Origin of the sequence: Pontibacillus salicampi, from assembly GCF_042434395.1 — a bacterium.
In the GTDB taxonomy this organism is placed as follows: domain Bacteria; phylum Bacillota; class Bacilli; order Bacillales; family BH030062; genus Pontibacillus; species Pontibacillus salicampi.
Genome location: NZ_JBHLTP010000003.1, coordinates 171,019 through 191,912, shown reverse-complemented (window position 1 = coordinate 191,912; position 20,894 = coordinate 171,019). Strand labels below are relative to the sequence as shown.

Genomic DNA, 20,894 nt, shown 5'->3' with positions numbered 1-20,894 from the left:
ATCTTAGCACAATATTCCTACTTATTCAAAAAATTTCCTCACTTCTGAAATGAAATACAAAGATCCTGAAATAATCAGCACATCATCTGCCTCCAACACTTCTACATAGTTATTCAGAGCTTTTTGCCAACTTTCCAGCTCCCTCTTATTTGGATGATCAGATAAGGCGCTCAGTTCTTTAGCACTAATAGCTCTAGGAAAATTAAAGCTTGTAAAGGTGACCTCATAAAATACATCATCAAAATGAGCAACCATATTGGCCAGCGGCTTATCGGATAACGCTGCAAACAGAACGTATTTCCTCTGTGTTGGAAAATGGCTCTGAACAGTTTTCACCATAGCTTGTATGCCCTCTTCATTATGAGCTCCATCTATGATGATAGTAGGCAAAGTGGAGACCTGTTCAAAACGTCCTACCCAACTTGTTTTTTCTAGTCCACTAATCACGTGTTCCTTCTTTATATCAGGGACCACTTGTATTACCCCTTCTACCGCAAGCGCTGCATTTCGCACCTGATGATAACCCTTCATTTGTATGGAAAGCTCTCCCCACTCTTTATCCTTGGATTGATATGAGAATATCTCACCGAATGGTGTAGTATCATCATGTTTAACAAAGAAATCATAATCCAGCTGTTGAAACGGTGCATTTTTATCCATTGCTGCTTCTTTGAGTATAGCTTGAGCTTCACTTTGCGTTACTCCTGAAAGGACAGGCCTCTCTTCTTTAATAATACCTGCCTTTTCCCATGTGATTGCTTCCACACTATCTCCTAAAATATGCATATGATCCTTGCCGATACTAGTAATGATAGAGAGCTCTGGTGTAATGATATTTGTGGAATCCAGCTTACCGCCAAGTCCGGTTTCTACAAGAGCATAATCAAGCTCAGCATAACCAAAGTAGTCATATGCCATAGCGGTTACTACTTCAAATTCTGTAGGAGGACCTAACTCCGTCTTCTCAAGCTCCTCTACAATCGGTTTTATTCGCTCGACAAGACTGACCCATTCCTTATTCTCTAGAAACACCCCATTGATGCTAATGCGTTCATTAAAATGAATAACATGAGGGGAAGTAAAAGTACCAACTCTCCAACCCGCTTCTCCTAATATGTGTCTTAGGAAAGAGATAGTAGACCCCTTCCCATTTGTCCCTGCCACATGAATAGCCTTGAACTGCTGTTCAGGGTTTCCCAATTTGTCCATTAACCAATGCATTCGGTCTAAGCCTGGTCGAATACCAAATTTATGGCGGCTATGAATCCAATCTAGTGCCTCTTGAAAATCCATACAATTTCTACCTCGTTTCCCATGCTTCTATGTAGTAACAAAGACGAACCCAAATGGATCCGTCTTTATACGCTGTCTTGTTTACATTAAGATTTTAATTCTTGAATTCGTTCCTCCACTTTGGAACGCTTTTCCATGTAATCTTGTTCCTTTTCTCGCTCAGCCTGCACAATATGCTCTGGAGCTTTATTGACAAATTTCTCATTAGATAGCTTTTTCTGAACAAGATTTACTTCATCGTCCCATTTCTTACGCTCTTTTTCAAGACGTGCAATCTCTTCCTCAATATCAATCAAGCCTTCTAAAGGCAAATAAATTTCTGCTCCTGTAATAACTGCCGACATCGCTTTTTCTGGAGCCTGAAGAGTGGAATCAATAATAAGATCACTCGGGTTACAGAATCGTTCTAGATAGTGACGATTGGTATCTAGTTGTGCTGCTACCTTTTCATCAGAGGCCTTAATCATTAATTGAATTTGCTTGGACATTGGCGTATCTACTTCAGCTCGAATGTTACGAACGGAACGGATAATCGATACCAGTCGTTTCATTTCTTCAGAAGCTTGTTCATTGTGCAAGTCTGCACGGCCCTCTGGCCATTGAGCAATTGTAATAGAATCTCCCTTAGTCGGTAACGCCTGCCAAATCTCTTCCGTAATAAATGGCATGAATGGGTGAAGCATACGCATTGTGTGATCGAGTACATAAGCAAGAACAGAACGAGTCGTTTGTTTCTTAGCCTCATCCTCTCCATATAACGGCAGCTTCGCCATTTCAATATACCAGTCACACAACTCATCCCAGATGAAATTATATAAATGACGACCTGCTTCACCAAACTCATATTTATCAATATTCTTTGTTACCTCTTCAATGGTTTCATTCAATCTTGTTAATATCCATTGGTCAGCAAGGGATTTCTCACCCTCTAGATTAATTTCATCATACGTAATGTTCCCCATATTCATGAGGGCAAATCGAGAAGCATTCCAAATCTTGTTGGCAAAGTTCCATGTCGCCTCTACTTTATCCCACATGAAACGTAAATCCTGGCCTGGTGTAGAGCTCGTAGAAAGGAAATAACGAAGGGAGTCAGCACCGTATTTATCAATTACATCCATAGGATCTACACCATTACCTAGTGATTTACTCATTTTTCGGCCTTCCGCATCTCGTACCAATCCGTGGATTAATACATCTTCAAATGGACGACGACCAGTAAACTCAATAGATTGGAAAATCATGCGAGATACCCAGAAGAAAATAATATCATAACCAGTAACTAGCACACCGGTTGGAAAATAGCGATTGTAATCTGAGCTTTCTTCATCTGGCCAGCCCATCGTAGAAAACGGCCATAACGCTGAAGAGAACCACGTGTCGAGTACGTCATTGTCTTGAACCCAGTTTTCTAAGTCCTTCGGTTCCTCCCTGCCTACATACAATTCACCTGTTTCTTTATGATACCAGGCAGGTATACGATGCCCCCACCATAACTGACGGGAAATACACCAGTCTCTAATGTTCTCCATCCAGCCAAGATATGTTTTCTCAAAACGGTCTGGAATAAAGTTGACTTTATCTTCCCCTCCTTGCAACTCAATTGCCTGATCGGCAAGGGGTCCCATTTTTACGAACCATTGTGTAGACAAATACGGCTCCACGACAGCCCCGCTCCGTTCTGAGTGACCAACTGAATGCATGTGCTCTTCAATCTTGAATAATACTCCCTCTTCTTGAAGATCCTTAATCAACCGCTTTCTGCATTCAAACCGATCCATCCCCTGGTATGAACCAGCTCTCTCATTCATCGTACCATCTTCATTCATGACGAGTACACGTTCTAGGTTGTGCCGATTCCCAATCTCAAAATCGTTAGGATCGTGTGCTGGTGTAATCTTAACAGCCCCGCTGCCAAATTCCATATCCACATAATCATCTGCTACGATTTCGATTTCGCGACCAACAATTGGCAGCTTTACTTTTTTGCCAATCAAATGCTGATAGCGTTCGTCATCCGGGTGAACAGCAACTGCTGTATCTCCTAGCATGGTCTCTGGTCGAGTCGTTGCAATTTCAATATGGTCACTGCCATCTACTAAAGGATAGCGCATATGGTAAAAGTGCCCTTGTACTTCTTGATAAATAACCTCTATATCGGAAAGTGCGGTTTTCGTATCAGGATCCCAATTAATGATATATTCCCCTCGGTAAATGAGACCTTTCTCATAAAGGGTAACAAATACTTCTCGAACCGCTTTTGACAACCCGTCATCCAGTGTGAAACGCTCCCTCGAATAATCTAATCCAAGTCCAAGCTTCTCCCATTGTTGACGAATAAAGCTTGCATATTCCTCTTTCCAATCCCAAGCCTGTTCTAGGAATCCTTCTCTGCCAAGATCATAGCGACTCTTCCCTTGTTCTTTCAGCTTTGCTTCTACTTTGGATTGAGTCGCAATTCCAGCATGGTCCATCCCCGGTAACCACAGTACATCATAGCCCTGCATCCGTTTCACTCGAGTAATAATATCTTGCAGTGTTGTATCCCAAGCATGACCAAGGTGTAAACGACCTGTTACGTTAGGGGGTGGAATAACAACGGTGTAAGGTTCCTTAGAAGCATCATCCTTTGCCTCAAAGAACTTTCCTTGTACCCAAAAATCGTAGCGCCCTTTCTCAATCGTATTAGGATCATATTTAGTCGGTAATGAAACATCCATCTGTTCGTTATCCATATCAGATTCCCTCCTCAAATTATTGCCTTCCCGAAGTTTTGGAAGGAGTGGCATGAATAGCAGCAACGCCGTATTTCCTGTTATTTTATGACATTACGCTAAACAAAAAAGCCCTTCTCATCCTATGTAAAGGACGAAAAGGGCTTCGCGGTACCACCTTTATTTCTAGATATGAGGATAGACTTCCCCCTACCTAAACACTTCCATTGTTAACGGAATATTATCCGGCTTCTTCTACTAGCTCTTCAAAGAAGCTGCATCTAGGGCGACCTTCTGTACTCAAGCACCTAAGAACTTCTCAGCAAATCGTTCTCTCTCTGCAAGGGTTTGATGTACGTACTCTTCCCCGTCACGGCATTTCGCATCTTAATTGTATTTATATTTTATCCACATTTACATCATTAAGTCAATCCTTGCTGCAAAAAACTTTCATTCACCAACAAGGGCGTATTCTTCATAAGATAGGGTAGAGGTAGGATATTTGCTGACAGGCAAGCTATTTTCTTACGTAACACTCTTATCGTCTTCTCGTGAACTCTTATAAAGGAGGTTATAGGTGATGGGGCAATATTATCGGTACAAACTTCCTCCCTGGTGCCGCCAGTGGCTGCTAATATTAGAGAAATGCTGTCTCCCTATTTTAATATTCCAACTATGCCGCACATTGCTGTTCCCAACCACATTCGATGTTTTTATTTTAGGTGTATGGCTTGGGTTATATTTTGCCTTCTACCTTAAATGGATTTAAGCTTCTTCACTTTGTTCCTCTTGCTGTTGAATAAATGTTCTTGCATTACTAAGCTGCTCCTGTACACTCAATGCATGCTGAAGAACAAAGTAAGAGCGTTCTAATTTCTGAACAAGAAATGGCTGCCCGCTGTCTCGGGCGCCTCCTACATAAGCATCGACTTGATCTATATAATGATCAGTATTTAATATATAAAGGGCAAATAAACATCGCTCTGAATTCAATAAATTAAATTTATCTTCATAAGAAGAAAAGGTAGAGATCAATTGCTCTACAGGTGCATCATGATAACGAATAATATTCCAATAATAAGAGGTTAAGTCAAAAACAGCATAGTTCCAGGATGCTCTTTCCCAATTCAGCAAATACGGTTTATTCTCATCATAAATAAAATGACTTGGCTTTAAATCCCCATGACATAAAGTAAGGCGGATTTTCTTGTCCTCCTCGATATCCTCAAGAAACCTGTCACACCATTCCTCAGACATTTCGTAAATCCGCAATAAATCTCTAAAGTGAGTACACACCTGTAATTCCAAAGGAGCCATATAATGATGCTTCTCAAATTCGATAACATAGCTTTCTAGCTTATCGCGATCCTGCACAATCCTTTGCTTCTTCTTCTCCATACGCTCTTCGAAATCTTCTTTTTTCACAACATGGGTTTTCGCTGTTTTTCGATGGACTTCTCCTAGAGTAGAATAAAACAATTCAAACGGATAGGGCGGTGAGTCCCGGTGAGGTGCCTCTATCCATGGCATTACATAATACGTTTTGTCCTGATGGTGCACGAAGAATTCCTCCCGAGGAGTCATATATAATGGAATAATACTCGGGACCTGATGTTCATTTGCACCTTGATATGCTGTAATAAAGTCAAGCTGCTGTTCCTGGGTCATACTAGTTTCCTTCACTGCTATGTTACCGATAGATGTAGATACTTTATATAATTTATCTGTCTGTTTCCTTATATCATTAGGATAGAAACCATAATGAGCAAGGACTTCTTGTAACGGTTCACTCATCTCCTTGTCTCCCCTTTTTGTGTTCACCCGTTTGCTTTACAGGAAAAGAGGCTGACGCCTATTCGACTGTCAGCCCCCTGCTCCTTTTTATGCTTTAGATGGTATATATAAGATCTGTCCTGCTGAAACATCGTCATCGCCCAAATTATTGACACGACTTAAATGAGTAGGAGGAATTTTATATTTCTGCGCCAATGAACCCAATGTATCACTGTCTTGAACTATACACATCCGCATCTTTGTGTACGGCTCTTCTTCCCCACCAAACATAGAGGTTAAATACCTTGCATCTGGAGGCACTGCTTCTTCCGTTCTATCATACTCCTCTTCGTCCTCTTCCTCGTATTCATACTCATACTCTTCTTCCTCATCGTCCACGTCAGGTGTATCAGCCTTTTCCAGATTACCAAAAAACTCAGAGAACGACTGAGATTTGGTGAAATTCCATCTGCCTCCTTGGGCCTGTTCTTCTTCCTCTTCCTCAACATAATCAGGCTCTTCTAGAGAAGAGGGAGGTGTGTACGTATTTCTTTCTTCTACTTCTGCTTGCGGTTCATCTTCGTACTTTACATCAAAATGAAATCGCTGACCTAAATCTTCATACCCACCATAAGACGGGATAGACGGGAAGGATGATGCTGACTCTTCTGGTGATGAAGCAGCCCTCTCCTCTTTTACTCCATGGATGGCAACTGTAGCATTTAGCTTTAACTGACCTTTTTCCGGAAGCTCATAATCGAAGGCATCAATACTTACTGTTACATCATCCACACTATCTATTCTGTTTCTTGGAATAGATATTTCCACAGGAAAACGATGGTAGCATTCACTTACTCCGTCTTCATGTGTCTCTACTTCTTCTATTAAACGCTTGGATGCATGGTCTCTGAGGGATAGCACTTGATGTTCCTCTTCTTCCAATTGCGATGAACTTACCTGATAATATTCACCAGTTAATTCGATCACGCCTCTAATGGAAACCGTATCTCCGTATTCATGAATGGCGATATCAGGCTCTAAAGAAACTCCCATGAATTCATCTACTTCCTGTCCCTTTTGGAACCAAAGAGATTCATTCAAATGAAACGAAAACACATTCTGTTCATCATATGACAAACCTTTCTCCTCCCTTCAATCCACTAAAACATCACAACTCTCGTATCATTAAAGATATATGTAACTGCATGGTCAATTATGACAAAGGGACATACAGAACCTACATTGTTTCCGTTTCATCGAAAGAGGCTAGGGTAATGAGTCAATTTGATGGATGGTTGATCCATCAAGTGGGGAGATTGTGGAAGAGTTGGATTCGAGATTGTTTTATTAGAAAAGGGTCCGCACTGTTTAGCGGAAGATGGTATCGCCTGGAAAACGCTCGCTTTCCTGCTGCCCCGCACGACGTGGGGTAGCTCGGCTTTGCTACACGATGTAGCGATTTTAACCGAACCTCCTTACTACGGCCAAGCCTCCTCGAAGTAATGTGAATTAAGAGGGAAAAAATGAGTCTTTCATAATAATACCCCCCTTACCACTAGAATAGGTAAGGGGGGTATAAGTTAGGATTCTGAAATTGCAGCAAAGGCATTTCTTGCTGCTTTTATCGTTTTTTCAATATCTTCATCTGAGTGCTTTGTAGATAGGAAGATACCTTCATATTGGGACGGTCCAAGATAAATGCCTTCTTCAATCATGTGACGGTAAAATGTTGCAAACAACTCTGTGTCCGCAGTTTTGGCAGTCTCGTAGTTATATACCTCTTGGTCTGTAAAGAAGAAGCAAACCATAGAGCCAGCTCGATTAACCGTCAAGGGAATGTCATGTGCTGATGCCGCTTCTGTGAAGCCTTCGATAAGACGGTCTACTTTTCGATTAATCTCCTCATAAGAAGCCTTAGACAGAGCATTCAGTGTTTCGTAGCCTGCAATCATAGCAAGAGGATTACCGGACAATGTGCCTGCTTGATAAATCGGGCCGGTTGGGGCAATCATTTCCATAATTTCTTTCTTACCCCCGTAAGCTCCTACTGGGAGTCCTCCTCCGATGACTTTACCAAGACACGTTATATCAGGAGTTATTCCATATTCCCCTTGTGCACTATGATAGCCTACACGAAAGCCGGTCATTACTTCATCAAATATTAGCAAACTGCCATGTTCTTCTGTAATACGACGAAGTTCTGACAGGAACTGTTCTTTTGGAGGCACTACACCCATGTTACCGGAAACTGGTTCTACAATGACACCGGCAATATCATCTCCATACTCTTTAAAAGCATAATTCAGGCTTTCTAAATCATTGTATGGAACCGTGATCGTATTTTTTGCAATTCCTTCTGGTACACCTGGAGAATCGGGGAGTCCAAGTGTAGCAACACCAGATCCTGCTTTGATAAGAAGAGAATCGCCATGACCATGGTAGTTCCCCTCAAACTTCAAAATTTTATTTCTACCTGTGTATCCCCGGGCAAGACGTAAGGCACTCATAGTTGCTTCGGTTCCAGAGTTGACCATTCTGACCATTTCAATAGAAGGTACGCGTTCAATAACAAGCTCCGCAAGTTTGTTTTCTAAAAGAGTAGGCGCACCGAAGCTAGTCCCTTTAGATGCTACATCTTGCAGCTTATTTACTACATTGTCATCAGCATGTCCTAGAATAAGTGGACCATAGCTTAATACATAATCGATATACTCATTTCCGTCGATATCGTATATTTTGGAGCCTTTGCCGCTTTCCATAAATATTGGGTCCATTCCTACTGATTTAGAGGCTCTCACTGGAGAATTAACCCCACCAGGCATATATTGCTCAGCCTTTTGGAATGCATCCTTTGATTGTTTCATTTCACGCATCCTATTCACTCCTTCAACCATTATTCACTTAACCATCGTGCTGCATCTTTTGCAAAATACGTTATGATTAAATCTGCTCCCGCTCGTTTCATAGAGGTTAATTTTTCTAAGACAATTTCTTGTTCATTGACCCAGCCATTTTGTGCTGCTGCTTTAATCATGGAATACTCTCCACTTACATTATAAGCAACAAGTGGAAGGGAAAAACGATCTTTAACCTCTCGCATAATATCAAGGTAGGCTAAGGCAGGCTTTACAATTAAGAAGTCTGCTCCTTCTTCTACATCCGATTGAGCCTCTCTTATAGCTTCCAACCGGTTGGCAGGATCCATTTGATAAGCGCGGCGATCTCCAAACTGTGGAGAGCTATGAGCCGCATCACGGAATGGACCATAAAAAGAGGAGGCATATTTCACTGCATAGGACATAACAGGCGTATGGACAAAGCCAGCTTCATCTAAGCCTCGTCGAATAGCTGCAACGAATCCGTCCATCATATTAGATGGAGCGATAATATCAGCGCCCGCTTTTGCCTGGCTTATGGCAGTCTCTACAATAAGTTCAAGGGATTCATCATTAACAATTTCCCCTTCTTTCACGATACCGCAATGTCCGTGATCAGTATATTGACATAAACATGTATCAGCAATCACCGTTAATTCCGGTACATCCTGTTTAATTTGGCTGATTGCACGCTGCACTATACCATGCTCACAGTAGGCTTGAGTACCTTTCTCATCTTTTTCTTTCGGTACTCCAAATACAATGACAGAACGAACGCCTAAATCACGTAATTCTTCCATTTCAGGGGTTAAATAATCTAGGGATACTTGATGAACTCCCGGCATAGATGAAACTTCATTTTTTACCGCTTCCCCTTCTACAACGAAAATAGGGAAAATCAAATCATCTTTTCGTAAATGAGTCTCTCTTACAAGAGAACGCATAGATTCTGTGGTTCGTAAACGTCTGTGTCGATCGAATTGTAGATCATTCATAAATGCATCTATTCCTTTCTTCCATTTTCCATTTAATTAAGACATGCTACTGTGAATGCAACACATATTCTACCATTACTTCCATCATGCCTTCTACAGTGTATTGATTAGGGGCTAGTATAGATTGAAAGCCATAGTGTATAGCTGCTTCTTCTGTAGTAGGACCTATACAAACACAAGGAAGGGTCGCAACCTTTTCACCCCATTCTAAATCAGCCAAATCTATGAATGCTTTAATAGTAGAGGGACTTGTAAAGGTAAGAATATCCACCTCACCTGCCTGTAGTGTTGTTTTCAGCTTCTCCTTCATTTTAACATTTACGTTTGTTTCATACAGGATTGCCGTTTCAACATGGAACTTCTCATCTGTAAGCTCTTTTACCACTGCCTGTCTCGCTAAATTCCCTTGAATTACCAGCACTTTGTTTTCATTGCTTACTTCCTGCGCAAAATGTTTCCCCATAGATTGCCCCGTAAACGTATGAGGGACAAATTGTGCTGGTACCCCTTGATCTTGAAGCGCTTTCTCTGTCTTCGTTCCAACTACAGCACAATTCATTTCAGATAACTTCTTACGATTGATCTGGTAATAATCCAATAAAGTGAAAAAGAAATGAACACCATTGGCACTTGTAAAGAACAGCCATTCAAAATCTTCTATGCGTTCCAGCAGCTTCTGATTCTCCCTGCTATATAAAGCATGAAAGTGAAGAAGCGGAATTTCTATAGAAATTCCGCCTTGTTGTTCAATAAGGGAGGTGAGAGTGTACGCTTTATCAGCATCTCTAGTAACCAATACTCTCTTATCCTGAAGAGGCATCATTAGTTATCGATCTCCTCTTTTGCCTTTTCGATAATCTCTGCTCCACCACGTTCCCGAATTCGATCAGCGGCAATTTTCCCTACTTCATAATAGTCAGAACCACGTACTTCTTCTTTTAGTATCGTTTTTCCATCTGGGCTTCCAACCATAGCTGTTAATACAACTTCTTTCTTATCTAGATAAGCATAAGCTCCGATAGGGATCTGACAGCCTCCATCTAATAGGTCAAGGAAGGTCCTTTCAGCCATCACTGTATTATACGTGTATGCATGGTTAAGATGGCTGATGAGCTCAAGAATTTCTTTGTCTTCTGCTCGGCATTCTATAGCAAGAGCTCCTTGTCCCACTGCTGGCACGCATACGTCTGGCTCCATGTATTCAGTTATATATTCATCGGTCCAGCCCATTCTTCTTAATCCAGCTGTCGCAAGAATAATAGCGTCAAACCCTTCCTCTTTCAATTTTCTCAGGCGAGTATCGATATTACCTCGGATGGATTTTATGTGTATGTCTGGACGAGCTGCCAGAACCTGTGAAGCACGGCGTAAGCTGCTTGTCCCTACTACTGCTCCTTCAGGTAATTCATGAAATGGCACGTTGTCATTTGCTATATAAGCGTCCCGATGATCTTCCCGGATAGGGATACAGCCAATCGTTAACCCTGGAGGGGTTTCTGCTGGCACATCCTTCATACTGTGAACAGCAAAGTCGATTTCTTCCTTATACATCGCATCTTCTATTTCTTTCAGAAATAAAGCTTTGCCTCCAACTTTGGAAAGCGTGACGTTTTGTATTTTGTCCCCTTGTGTAACGATTTTCTTTACCTCGTACTCGTAATCGTAATCTAATTTTTGCAGCTGCTCGATAACCCAATTGGTTTGAGTCAAAGCCAGCTTACTCTTTCTAGTTCCAATTACAATTTTTCTCATAACCGTTCCTCCTGCCCATCACTAAAAATGAAAGTTTGATAACGTTCCAAATAAGAAAAAGTTAACTAATAAAAATAGGAATGCTCCTGTATTATACCAAGACATTGCTCTCCCCTGATACCCTCTCACTACACGTAAACCTAAGTACACAAGGTAAATTATAAGGACGGAGAAGGATCCTATTGTCTTGGAATCAAATATATAAAACTCATCAGAGGATGTGTACCCCCAAATAACTCCCAAAATATTTGCAATTAAAAGTAAAGGTGTACCTAGAACAACAGCTATATAGGAAAAGCTGTCTAATTGCCCAAGATCCCCTAATCTCAACAGCCATTTGTTCCATTTCTTTTGCTTCAGCAAACGATACTGCAACAGATACATTAATGAAAATATCGCTGAGAATGTAAAGAATCCATAAGAAACGATGGCAAGGGTTATATGGGTCACCAGTAATTCACTAACGAGCCTCAAAGATTGTTCTGTAGCATTTGCACTTGCTCTGGTGAAAATGTGTAAAACCATTAAGAAAAATGCCAATACATTCGTAAAGAAAATAAAGAAATCAATCCTAAATAAACGATTAATAACTAAAGAGAATGTAATGAGAATCCATGCGTAAAAATATAGTCCGTCATAAATGGTGGAAATCGGAAATTCTGAATTTCCTAACATTTGAATCAATAAAAAAAGGGTTTGTAACCCCCAAACCATACTAAGTAACCAGAAGGCAATTCGATTAGCCTTCCGGTTACTTTGAATGAAATCTATAAAATACCCTATAATACTGAGACAATACAAAATAATGATAAGTTCATATAGCCATTTTAATTCGTACATAAGGAATGTCCTTTCTTAAGAATTCGCTACATTTGGAGTTACTTGAAAGGATAGTTCCTCATCTGCATCTAGAACAGGTTTCTGGTTTTTTACTCGTTGCTTTTCTAATTCCTCTTGTACTTCCTCTTCAATGCCGAATATGTCTTTAAACATTTCGAGGTGCTGATCAGCTTCAGGATGAGCAGCGTATTCTTTCGCTTGGAGAATTGGCTGCTTCAGCATTTGATTAATAATGCTTTTTGTGTGTTTGTTGAGCACTTTCTTTTCTCGTTCTGTCAAGTCTGGCATTTTCCGCTCGATACTTTGCATCGTGTCAGCCTGAATAGTAAGAGCCTTATTTCGAAGGGCAGAAATGACAGGAACGACCCCAATCGTCTGCAACCATTCTTTAAATGCAACGATTTCAGCTTCAATCATCATTTCGATTTGCTCAGCCGCTTCTTTTCTAGCTTCTAAATTAGCATCAACTATTCCTTGTAAATCATCTATATCGTATAGGAAGACGCTGTCTAATTCATCAATAGCTGGGTCTAAATCCCTTGGAACAGCAATATCAACAAGGAACAACGGACGCCCTTTGCGCTGTTTATGCACTTGTTCAATCGTTTCCTTGTTAATAACGTAATCCTTAGACCCTGTTGAACTGATTAAAATGTCCGCAGAAGCTAGTACATCCGATAACTCCTCAACAGTTTTAGGTGTACCGTTGAATTGCTTGGCAAGTGTAATAGCTTTTTCTTTAGTTCGATTGACCACTGTAATTTTTTCTGCACCTGAACCGTGCAGGTTTTTAGCGGCAAGCTCGCCCATTTTTCCTGCACCATAAATGACAACATGCTTGTTTAGCAAATCACCAAATATTTTTTTAGACAATTCCACTGCGGCATAGCTGACTGAAACAGCATTTTCACCGATTTCGGTCTCTTTATGAGAACGCTTAGCTAACGTTACTGCCTGCTTAAATAACTGGTTGAATATGGTCCCTGTAGTCCCACTCTGCTGTCCAGTGAGGAAAGCTTGTTTCATTTGTCCTAAAATCTGTGTTTCTCCAAGTACCATGGAATCTAAACCACTAATAACCCGGAATAGATGTTCCATTGCACCATCTGTTTCGTATATGGATAAGTATGGAGAGAATTCTTCTTTATCAACGTTGAACCAATTGGCTAGAAATTGTTTTATATAATAACGGCCGGTATGCAGCTGATCTACGACTGCATAGATTTCCGTACGATTGCATGTAGAAATAATAACATTTTCAAGAACACTTTTTTGTTCGTTCAATGCCTTCATCGCTTTAGCAGTTTCCGTCTCAGGAAACGTCAGCTTTTCTCTAATTTCCACAGGGGCCGTTTTATAATTTAAGCCAACTACTAATATATGCACACCTTACACCCCCAAAACGACTTAAGAACGTACGACTTTTTATATCACATATTATTATAACATGTCTGCCTAGTTTGTTACGTTGGAAAAATGTGAACAGTTAATGAAAGGTTATGATACCATAGTATTGATATAACTTTGTTACTCTATTGACTAGTTCACACCGTATGTACCTTAACATAAGCTTAACAATCAAGCAAGAAATCCGTCTATTCCTAGATGCAGGGAGGAACGACTATGACGAAACAAAATACTTTCAGCGGAATCTTTCTCATCGGTATCGGACTTTATTTTCTTCTAAAGGAATTAAATATCCCGATCATTACTAATTTCTATTCCTGGCCTACTATTCTCATTATCATAGGAATTGCTATGATGCTGCATAGTTATCTATCCCGTGATCACGATAAACTCTTCCCTGGGACCGTAGTCCTTGGACTGGGAATTCATTTTCACGGTGTACAGCACTTTCGATTTTGGATCGATCATTGGGGCGTGTTTCTTTTCATAATTGGCATTGCCTTTCTAATACGCTATCAAAAGACAAGAAGTGGTTTATTCTCAGGAATCATACTAGTAGGACTATCCTTATTCACCATTTTCGTGAGCAATAAGCCTAGTTGGTTTCATTGGATTAACGCTCTAGTAAACATGATTGAAACATTCTGGCCCCTTCTCCTAGTGTTAACAGGATTGTATTTATTATTCTTTAAAAAGCGAACATAGGTGGTTCTTTACACGTTTTTAACCTATTAAAAAATGCAAGGAGGGAGCACCTCCTTGCATTTTTATTGAATATAAGCTTTAATTGTTCGCCAAACGTCTTCTACGCCTTCTCCAGTTTCTGCTGAAAATGGAATCAAGGTATCCTCAGGCTCTAGCTCTAACACTTCCATTATTCGCTGCAATTGCTTAGAACGTTGACCTTTCTTAATCTTATCCAGCTTAGTTGCGATGACAGTTATTGGTAAATTATAATGCTTCAAAAAGTCATACATAAGCTCATCGTCTTCTGATGGATCGTGGCGTATATCTACAATCATAACAACCATCCGCAAATGATCTCTGGTGGAGAAATACTCCTCCATCATTCTTCCCCATTTTGCCTTTTCCTTTTTAGACACTTTAGCGTATCCGTATCCAGGTACATCTACAAATAAAAAGCTCTCATTAATTCGATAGAAATTTAACGTGGCTGTTTTCCCTGGTTTGGAAGATGTTCTAGCTAATGCTTTACGCTGAATCAGCTTATTGATAAAAGATGATTTCCCCACGTTTGAACGACCAGCAAGTGCAATTTCAGGCATAGGTTCTTCCGGGTATTGTTGTTGACTAACGGCACTTATTACAAGCTCCGCATGATTTACCTTCATTATTTCTCCTCCACTAATGCATGTTTGAGCACTTCATCCAGATGATCAACTGGGATAAAATGCAAACCCTCTCTAATACTTTCTGGAATATCCTCTAAATCCTTTTCATTATCTTTTGGAATAATGACTGTTGTTAATCCAGCACGGTGCGCACTTAAGGACTTCTCCTTTAAACCACCAATTGGCAGGACACGGCCTCGAAGGGTGACTTCTCCCGTCATCCCAACTTCCTTTCTCACAGGTCTCCCTGTTAAAGCAGACACAAGAGCCGTTGCCATCGTTATACCCGCAGATGGTCCATCCTTAGGAGTAGCTCCTTCTGGCACGTGGATATGAATGTCGTTCTTATCATGAAATTCCGGATCAATCTTTAATTCTTCGGCTCGAGAGCGGATGTAGCTAAACGCCGCTTGCGCTGACTCCTTCATCACGTCGCCAAGCTTCCCTGTTAAAGTTAATTTACCTTTTCCTGGATATAAGGAAACCTCTATCGACAAAGTATCTCCTCCAGCAGAGGTGTACGCAAGCCCAGTAGCTGTGCCTACTTGGTCCTCAAGCTCTGCCTGTCCATAACGGAACAATGGTTTTCCTAATAACGTTTCTAGTTGCTTCTCTGTTACTACTACCCTTTTCTTATCTTCAGAAACAATAATTTTTGCAGCCTTCCGGCATACAGCAGCTAATTGACGCTCCAATCCCCTTACTCCAGCTTCTCTGGTGTAGCGGCGGACTAATTTAAGGAGCGCATCCTCTCTAACTTGTAACTGACTCTTTTTTAAGCCATTTTCTTTAATTTGCTTTGGTAATAGGTGTTCTTTAGCGATATGAAGTTTTTCTACCTCTGTATAGCCAGCAATAGAAATAACTTCCATCCGATCTAATAGCGGCCCTGGAATAGTATTCATATTATTAGCAGTAGCAATAAACATAACATTAGATAAATCATAAGTTTCTTCAATAAAATGATCACTAAATGTATTATTCTGCTCTGGATCTAATACTTCTAACATGGCAGAGGATGGATCTCCTCTGAAGTCACTAGCCATCTTATCAATTTCGTCAAGTAAGAATACCGGATTCACAGTTTCCGCCTTTTTCATCCCCTGAATAATTCGTCCTGGCATAGCACCTACATACGTTCTTCGATGCCCACGTATTTCAGCGTCATCTCTAACCCCGCCAAGTGAGGCGCGGACAAAATTACGATTCATAGAACGAGCTATAGAACGAGCTAGTGAGGTTTTTCCAACTCCTGGAGGCCCTACCAGGCATAGAATAGGTCCTTTAATAGACTCGGTTAATTTCTGAACCGCAAGATATTCAAGAATGCGTTCTTTTACTTTCTCTAAGCCGTAATGATCTGCATTCAAAATATCCTCGGCATGAGGGATGTCTAAGTTATCAACGGTTTCCTCGGTCCATGGCAGTGCAATTAACCATTCAATATAATTCCGAATAACCGAGCTTTCTGCTGAACTGCTCGGTATTTTCTCATATCTTCCCAGCTCTTTCTTTGCAACAGCTTCAATACGCTCCGGCATGTTCGCATTCTCAATTTTTTCAGTTAACTCAGCAACTTCACCAGATTTACCGTCCTTGTCGCCAAGCTCTTTTTGAATAGCTTTCATTTGTTCCCGAAGGTAATATTCCTTTTGAGTCCGTTCCATAGACTTCTTCACTTGCTGTCCGATCTTTTTCTCTAGATTCATGACTTCTTTCTCATTATTAATAAGTTCAATGATATGCTTCAATCGCTCAGGAACATCTGCAATTTCAAGAACCTTTTGCTTATCTTTTATTTTGAGTGGAAGATGGGAGGTAACAATATCAGCCAAGCGCCCAGGTATATCAATATCTTTAACGGAAGATACCGTTTCATCGCTTACTTTCTTGGACACTTTTATGTATTGTTCGAATTGCTCCACAAGACTGCGCATTAACGCTTCTTCTTCATTCCTGTCTCCATGCTCCTCTTCTAATTCAGAGATGCTCACTTTAAAGAATTCATTGTTTTCCATGTGATCCTCAATCTGAGCACGGTAAAGTCCTTCTACAAGGATACGAATGGTACCATTGGGTAGCTTCAGCATCTGTTTAATTTTCGCAACAGTCCCAATGTTATATATATCATCTGTAGATGGCTCATCTACACTTACTTCCCTTTGAGCAGAGAGGAATATCTCATTATCCTCCACCATTGCTGTTTCAATCGCAGCGACTGACTTATCTCGACCAACATCCAAATGCATAACCATGGAAGGGTACACCAACAATCCTCGTAAAGGAAGGAGGGGGATGTTATTTTTGTTTGTCATCTTATCTTACACCTCCGTATATAAAATTCCTAACGAGAAAACAGAGCATGGTCCTCCTAGAACAACACGCTCTTCCTTCTCCTTACGATAAGGTTCTTTAAAAGTATATAGAAAACCCATTCCTTTGTAAAATGATTCAATCAACCCAGTTTTCTGCGCTGGTTTCTTTACATAGTACCAGAGGAAGGATTAACGCTAGAACGAATACGTTTACTTGGCAGCAGTGCTTGAATATCCCCTGCAAGACTATAGGTCAATGCCTCTTGAATAGTATGAACAGGCACAACAGTAATCCCTTCTAACTTGTCAAACATCGCCTGCACATTATCAGCTGGAATCAGTACCTTGTTAGCCCCAGCCTTTCGAGCTGCCTTAATCTTTGCCATTACACCTCCTACAGGCTTTACATGACCATGAATACTTATCTCTCCCGTGATGGCTATATCATGCCGGACGGGCACTTTGTGGATAGCAGAATAAATCCCCACTGCCATTGCTATTCCGGCGGAAGGGCCATCTACTGGAATTCCACCTGGAAAGTTAACATGGATATCATATTCATGTGCAGGTATCCCAAGAGAACGCAGCACAGTAATGACATTTTCAATCGAACCCTTTGCCATACTCTTTCTTCGAATAGATTTACTTTGACTTCCTATACTTTCTTCTTCGGCAATTCCCGTAATATTTATAGCGCCTTCCTGATTAGTCGGTAACACACTGACCTCAATCTCTAATAATGAGCCCGTATTTGGACCATAAACCGCTAATCCATTCACAACCCCTATTTGGTTATGCTCAAAAACCTTCTTCTCATATCGTGGTGATAATTGAGACGCATCTACGACCCATTCAATTTCCGCCTGGGAAATAGACTGTTTATTCGACTTTTTCGTCAGACCAGATGCAATTTGAATCATGTTCACTGCTTCCCTGCCATTTCTAGCATAGTTGGCTAACGTCTCCACCCCTTTATCTTCTATTTCAAATTGTATCTTGCCCGCCGCTTTACGAGCAATTTCAATTACTTCAGGGTGCTCTAAATCCTTGAAAAAAACTTCAAGACACCGGGAACGGATGGCAGGTGGAATTTCATTAGGCATTCTAGTGGTCGCACCTATCATTCGAAAATCAGCCGGAAGCCCTTTTTTGAATATCTCATGAATATGTAAGGGAATTTGCTGATTCTCAGCACTGTAATAGGCACTCTCATAATAGACTTTTCTATCTTCTAACACTTTCAACAATTTATTCATTTGTATAGGATGTAATTCCCCAATTTCATCTATAAAAAGAACTCCTCCGTGTGCATTGGATACAGCACCCGGTTTAGGCTGGGGAATGCCAGCCTGTCCCATAGCACCGGCACCCTGGTAAATAGGATCGTGAACAGAACCAATTAACGGGTCCGCTATCCCTCGTTCATCAAAGCGAGCAGTAGTAGCGTCCAGTTCTACAAATACAGCATCAGGTTGAAACGGGGAAGCCTTCTCCTGTTTCGCCTCTTCAAGCACTAACCTGGCAGCAGCTGTCTTGCCTACACCTGGGGGTCCATACACAATGACATGTTGCGGGTTTGCTCCACATATTGCAGCACGAAGCGCTTCAATTCCGTCCTCTTGTCCCACAATATCCTCAAATGTCTTTGGTCTTACTTTTTCGGATAATGGTTCACTTAACTTTATCTGACGCATTTTTTTTAAGTCTGCCAATTCTTTTTTGGATTCCCGATCAATGGTCACTTTTTGTGATCGTTGGTTCTTAAGCAGATTCCAGAAATATAACCCAATAATCACCCCAAAAAATAGTTGAACAAACAAAGCAATACCAGCTAATGTCATAACGAATCCTCCTGAGCAAATCATCATTAATATTATCAGCTAGTATCTCCCCATTACGTCACATTAAACCCTAGAATTCATAAGGGAATTAGAAATAAGATTCAGAGCTCACCAGTCACTCTTCCGCTATCTCTAGAGGATTCCATCGAATACGGAACACAAGAAAAACTCGCCACACAGGGCGAGCTTTACTGGTTAGCACTCTTTTACGTTTGAAGAAGAGCAGCAACTGTACTAGGTAGCTGCTGCTCTGCTATGAAAAGTAATTATGCACTTTCCTTCGGTGTTTCGTTCTCATCTTTCACAGTACCGTCATTAAGCACAAACTTAGGACGTCCGTTTTCCTTCGTAACGGTATCGGCTGTAATAATGCACTGCTCTACATCATCACGGCCTGGCAGTTCATACATTACATCGAGCATAATACCCTCTATGATGGAACGCAGTCCACGAGCACCAGTTTTACGCTCAATTGCTTTACGAGCAATTTCACGAAGCGCTTCCTCTTCAAACTCCAACTCCACGTTGTCGATTTGGAATAGCTTTTGGTATTGCTTCACTAGTGCATTTTTAGGCTTAGTAAGAATTTCTACCAATGCGTCTTCATCAAGAGGCTCTAGAGCACCAATGACAGGTAGACGACCGATAAATTCAGGAATCAGCCCGTAACGCAACAAGTCTTCTGGAAGTACACTTGTTAGAAGGTCACCCTTATCCAAATCCTCTGCACTCTGGTCTTCAGAACCGAATCCAATTACCTTCTTACCTAAACGGCGCTTGATAATTTGGTCAATACCATCAAATGCACCACCAACAATAAACAATACATTACCGGTATCGATTTGGATAAATTCTTGATGAGGATGTTTACGACCGCCTTGAGGAGGCACACTTGCAACAGTCCCCTCTAGGATTTTCAGCAATGCTTGCTGTACACCTTCACCGGAAACATCACGAGTGATAGATGGATTTTCTGATTTACGTGCAACCTTATCAATTTCATCAATGTAGATAATACCTTTTTCTGCTTTTTCCACATCATAATCAGCAGACTGGATTAATTTAAGAAGAATATTTTCTACGTCTTCTCCTACATAACCAGCTTCTGTTAAGGATGTAGCATCTGCCATAGCAAATGGTACATTTAGAATTCTAGCCAATGTTTGAGCTAGTAACGTCTTACCGCTACCAGTCGGTCCAAGCATTAGGATGTTACTCTTAGCCAGCTCCACATCATCCTGCTTTTGGACAGCATTAATACGCTTGTAGTGATTGTAAACGGCTACAGACAAGGATTTCTTAGCATAATCTTGACCAATTACATAGTCATCAAGAATAGAGTTGATTTCTTGAGGCTTTGGCACCTCTTTAAATTCAACTTCCTCCTCATTACCTAGCTCTTCCTCCACAATTTCTGTGCAAAGTTCAATACATTCATCACATATATAAACTCCTGGTCCGGCTACAAGCTTACGGACTTGATCTTGAGTTTTTCCACAAAAGGAGCACTTTAATTGCCCTTTCTCTTCATTAAATTTGAACATGCTTTTCACCTCTCAAAGTAAAGTCACAACTATCTATACATAAACTTAACAAAAAATTATTAATCGAACCAAAACGTTCCTTTACGACATCATATCAAATAATAGATACGACTAAAAGTATAAATGCTTCAGCTACTGCATTTTTCCTATCTGCCATTTGTATTCATTATGTACATGAGTTAAAAAGAAGTC

The 20,894-nt window shown here is 40.7% G+C and carries 17 protein-coding genes and 1 other annotated feature; of the genes, 3 read left to right on the top strand and 14 right to left on the bottom strand.

The features are described 5' to 3' along the window. Positions 1 to 21 precede the first annotated feature (21 nt). Positions 22 to 1,293 (bottom strand): bifunctional folylpolyglutamate synthase/dihydrofolate synthase, encoded by a 1,272-nt coding sequence (locus ACFFGV_RS02365; RefSeq protein ID WP_377344967.1) that lies wholly within the window; start codon positions 1,291 to 1,293, stop codon positions 22 to 24. A gap of 86 nt (positions 1,294 to 1,379) precedes the next feature. After that, entirely contained in the window at positions 1,380 to 4,028 is a 2,649-nt protein-coding gene (locus ACFFGV_RS02360) for a valine--tRNA ligase (RefSeq protein WP_377344966.1), read from the bottom strand. Between the two features lie 126 nt (positions 4,029 to 4,154). Beyond that, positions 4,155 to 4,390: a binding site (T-box leader), on the bottom strand. 197 nt (positions 4,391 to 4,587) lie between these two features. Here ACFFGV_RS02360 and ACFFGV_RS20870 point away from each other — a divergent pair. Then, the gene (locus ACFFGV_RS20870; RefSeq protein WP_512700582.1) at positions 4,588 to 4,776 is read left to right on the top strand and encodes a YszA family small membrane protein; all 189 of its coding nucleotides are present in this window, start codon (positions 4,588 to 4,590) and stop codon (positions 4,774 to 4,776) included. Here the strand turns inward: ACFFGV_RS20870 and ACFFGV_RS02355 are convergent. Both ACFFGV_RS02355 and spoVID read right to left on the bottom strand, forming a co-directional pair. Further along, positions 4,773 to 5,801, bottom strand: coding sequence for a phosphotransferase (locus ACFFGV_RS02355; RefSeq protein WP_377344965.1), 1,029 nt, complete (start codon positions 5,799 to 5,801; stop codon positions 4,773 to 4,775). The genes ACFFGV_RS20870 and ACFFGV_RS02355 overlap by 4 nt on opposite strands. A gap of 87 nt (positions 5,802 to 5,888) precedes the next feature. After that, positions 5,889 to 6,917: a stage VI sporulation protein D gene (gene spoVID, locus ACFFGV_RS02350; protein ID WP_377344964.1), complete on the bottom strand. Its 1,029-nt coding sequence runs from the start codon at positions 6,915 to 6,917 to the stop codon at positions 5,889 to 5,891. 137 nt (positions 6,918 to 7,054) lie between these two features. Between spoVID and ACFFGV_RS02345 the strand changes: the two genes are divergently transcribed. After that, positions 7,055 to 7,213: a hypothetical protein gene (locus tag ACFFGV_RS02345; RefSeq protein WP_377344963.1), complete on the top strand. Its 159-nt coding sequence runs from the start codon at positions 7,055 to 7,057 to the stop codon at positions 7,211 to 7,213. 147 nt (positions 7,214 to 7,360) lie between these two features. Here ACFFGV_RS02345 and hemL read toward each other — a convergent pair whose 3' ends face one another. Genes hemL through hemA form a run of 6 tightly spaced genes read right to left on the bottom strand, consistent with a single transcriptional unit; the run spans position 7,361 to position 13,629 of the window. After that, the gene (hemL, locus tag ACFFGV_RS02340) at positions 7,361 to 8,653 is read right to left on the bottom strand and encodes a glutamate-1-semialdehyde 2,1-aminomutase (protein ID WP_377344962.1); all 1,293 of its coding nucleotides are present in this window, start codon (positions 8,651 to 8,653) and stop codon (positions 7,361 to 7,363) included. Positions 8,654 to 8,673: 20 nt separating this feature from the next. Further along, positions 8,674 to 9,651 carry a porphobilinogen synthase gene (hemB, locus tag ACFFGV_RS02335; protein WP_377344961.1) on the bottom strand — a complete coding sequence of 326 codons (978 nt, stop codon included), beginning with the start codon at positions 9,649 to 9,651 and terminating at the stop codon, positions 8,674 to 8,676. Between the two features lie 46 nt (positions 9,652 to 9,697). Next, a complete protein-coding gene (locus ACFFGV_RS02330; protein ID WP_377344960.1) occupies positions 9,698 to 10,474 on the bottom strand; it encodes a uroporphyrinogen-III synthase in 777 nt (258 codons plus the stop codon). Next, a complete protein-coding gene (gene hemC / locus ACFFGV_RS02325) occupies positions 10,474 to 11,403 on the bottom strand; it encodes a hydroxymethylbilane synthase (protein ID WP_377344959.1) in 930 nt (309 codons plus the stop codon). The genes ACFFGV_RS02330 and hemC overlap by 1 nt, the downstream gene beginning before the upstream one ends. 21 nt (positions 11,404 to 11,424) lie before the next feature. After that, entirely contained in the window at positions 11,425 to 12,243 is an 819-nt protein-coding gene (locus ACFFGV_RS02320; protein ID WP_377344958.1) for a cytochrome c biogenesis protein, read from the bottom strand. Positions 12,244 to 12,258: 15 nt separating this feature from the next. Then, a complete protein-coding gene (gene hemA / locus ACFFGV_RS02315) occupies positions 12,259 to 13,629 on the bottom strand; it encodes a glutamyl-tRNA reductase (RefSeq protein WP_377344957.1) in 1,371 nt (456 codons plus the stop codon). 237 nt (positions 13,630 to 13,866) lie between these two features. Here hemA and ACFFGV_RS02310 point away from each other — a divergent pair, with 237 nt between their 5' ends. Further along, a complete protein-coding gene (locus ACFFGV_RS02310) occupies positions 13,867 to 14,355 on the top strand; it encodes a LiaI-LiaF-like domain-containing protein (protein WP_377344956.1) in 489 nt (162 codons plus the stop codon). A 62-nt stretch (positions 14,356 to 14,417) separates the two neighbouring features. On the opposite strand, the gene yihA is transcribed toward ACFFGV_RS02310, so the two are convergent. From yihA to clpX, 4 genes are all read right to left on the bottom strand, one after another. Continuing rightward, positions 14,418 to 15,002: a ribosome biogenesis GTP-binding protein YihA/YsxC gene (yihA, locus tag ACFFGV_RS02305; RefSeq protein WP_377344955.1), complete on the bottom strand. Its 585-nt coding sequence runs from the start codon at positions 15,000 to 15,002 to the stop codon at positions 14,418 to 14,420. After that, positions 15,002 to 17,317, bottom strand: a complete 2,316-nt coding sequence (gene lon / locus ACFFGV_RS02300; RefSeq protein WP_377344954.1) for an endopeptidase La — start codon at positions 17,315 to 17,317, stop codon at positions 15,002 to 15,004. Before lon ends, yihA begins: the two co-directional genes overlap by 1 nt. A 167-nt stretch (positions 17,318 to 17,484) precedes the next feature. Beyond that, positions 17,485 to 19,158, bottom strand: coding sequence for an ATP-dependent protease LonB (gene lonB, locus ACFFGV_RS02295; protein ID WP_377344953.1), 1,674 nt, complete (start codon positions 19,156 to 19,158; stop codon positions 17,485 to 17,487). A gap of 266 nt (positions 19,159 to 19,424) precedes the next feature. Then, positions 19,425 to 20,702: an ATP-dependent protease ATP-binding subunit ClpX gene (clpX, locus tag ACFFGV_RS02290; RefSeq protein ID WP_377344952.1), complete on the bottom strand. Its 1,278-nt coding sequence runs from the start codon at positions 20,700 to 20,702 to the stop codon at positions 19,425 to 19,427. Between the last annotated feature and the right edge of the window lie 192 nt (positions 20,703 to 20,894).

What these genes read in the sequence shown, in the direction of transcription:
- ACFFGV_RS02365 (WP_377344967.1), bottom strand. Translation starts at nt 1,293, where the DNA reads ATGGATTTTCAAGAGGCACTAGATTGGATTCATAGCCGCCATAAATTT.
- ACFFGV_RS02330 (WP_377344960.1), bottom strand. Translation starts at nt 10,474, where the DNA reads ATGATGCCTCTTCAGGATAAGAGAGTATTGGTTACTAGAGATGCTGAT.
- ACFFGV_RS02355 (WP_377344965.1), bottom strand. Translation starts at nt 5,801, where the DNA reads ATGAGTGAACCGTTACAAGAAGTCCTTGCTCATTATGGTTTCTATCCT.
- ACFFGV_RS02360 (WP_377344966.1), bottom strand. Translation starts at nt 4,028, where the DNA reads ATGGATAACGAACAGATGGATGTTTCATTACCGACTAAATATGATCCT.
- hemL (WP_377344962.1), bottom strand. Translation starts at nt 8,653, where the DNA reads ATGCGTGAAATGAAACAATCAAAGGATGCATTCCAAAAGGCTGAGCAA.
- ACFFGV_RS02320 (WP_377344958.1), bottom strand. Translation starts at nt 12,243, where the DNA reads ATGTACGAATTAAAATGGCTATATGAACTTATCATTATTTTGTATTGT.
- hemC (WP_377344959.1), bottom strand. Translation starts at nt 11,403, where the DNA reads ATGAGAAAAATTGTAATTGGAACTAGAAAGAGTAAGCTGGCTTTGACT.
- lonB (WP_377344953.1), bottom strand. Translation starts at nt 19,158, where the DNA reads ATGACATTAGCTGGTATTGCTTTGTTTGTTCAACTATTTTTTGGGGTG.
- clpX (WP_377344952.1), bottom strand. Translation starts at nt 20,702, where the DNA reads ATGTTCAAATTTAATGAAGAGAAAGGGCAATTAAAGTGCTCCTTTTGT.
- hemB (WP_377344961.1), bottom strand. Translation starts at nt 9,651, where the DNA reads ATGAATGATCTACAATTCGATCGACACAGACGTTTACGAACCACAGAA.
- ACFFGV_RS20870 (WP_512700582.1), top strand. Translation starts at nt 4,588, where the DNA reads ATGGGGCAATATTATCGGTACAAACTTCCTCCCTGGTGCCGCCAGTGG.
- ACFFGV_RS02345 (WP_377344963.1), top strand. Translation starts at nt 7,055, where the DNA reads ATGAGTCAATTTGATGGATGGTTGATCCATCAAGTGGGGAGATTGTGG.
- ACFFGV_RS02310 (WP_377344956.1), top strand. Translation starts at nt 13,867, where the DNA reads ATGACGAAACAAAATACTTTCAGCGGAATCTTTCTCATCGGTATCGGA.
- yihA (WP_377344955.1), bottom strand. Translation starts at nt 15,002, where the DNA reads ATGAAGGTAAATCATGCGGAGCTTGTAATAAGTGCCGTTAGTCAACAA.
- lon (WP_377344954.1), bottom strand. Translation starts at nt 17,317, where the DNA reads ATGACAAACAAAAATAACATCCCCCTCCTTCCTTTACGAGGATTGTTG.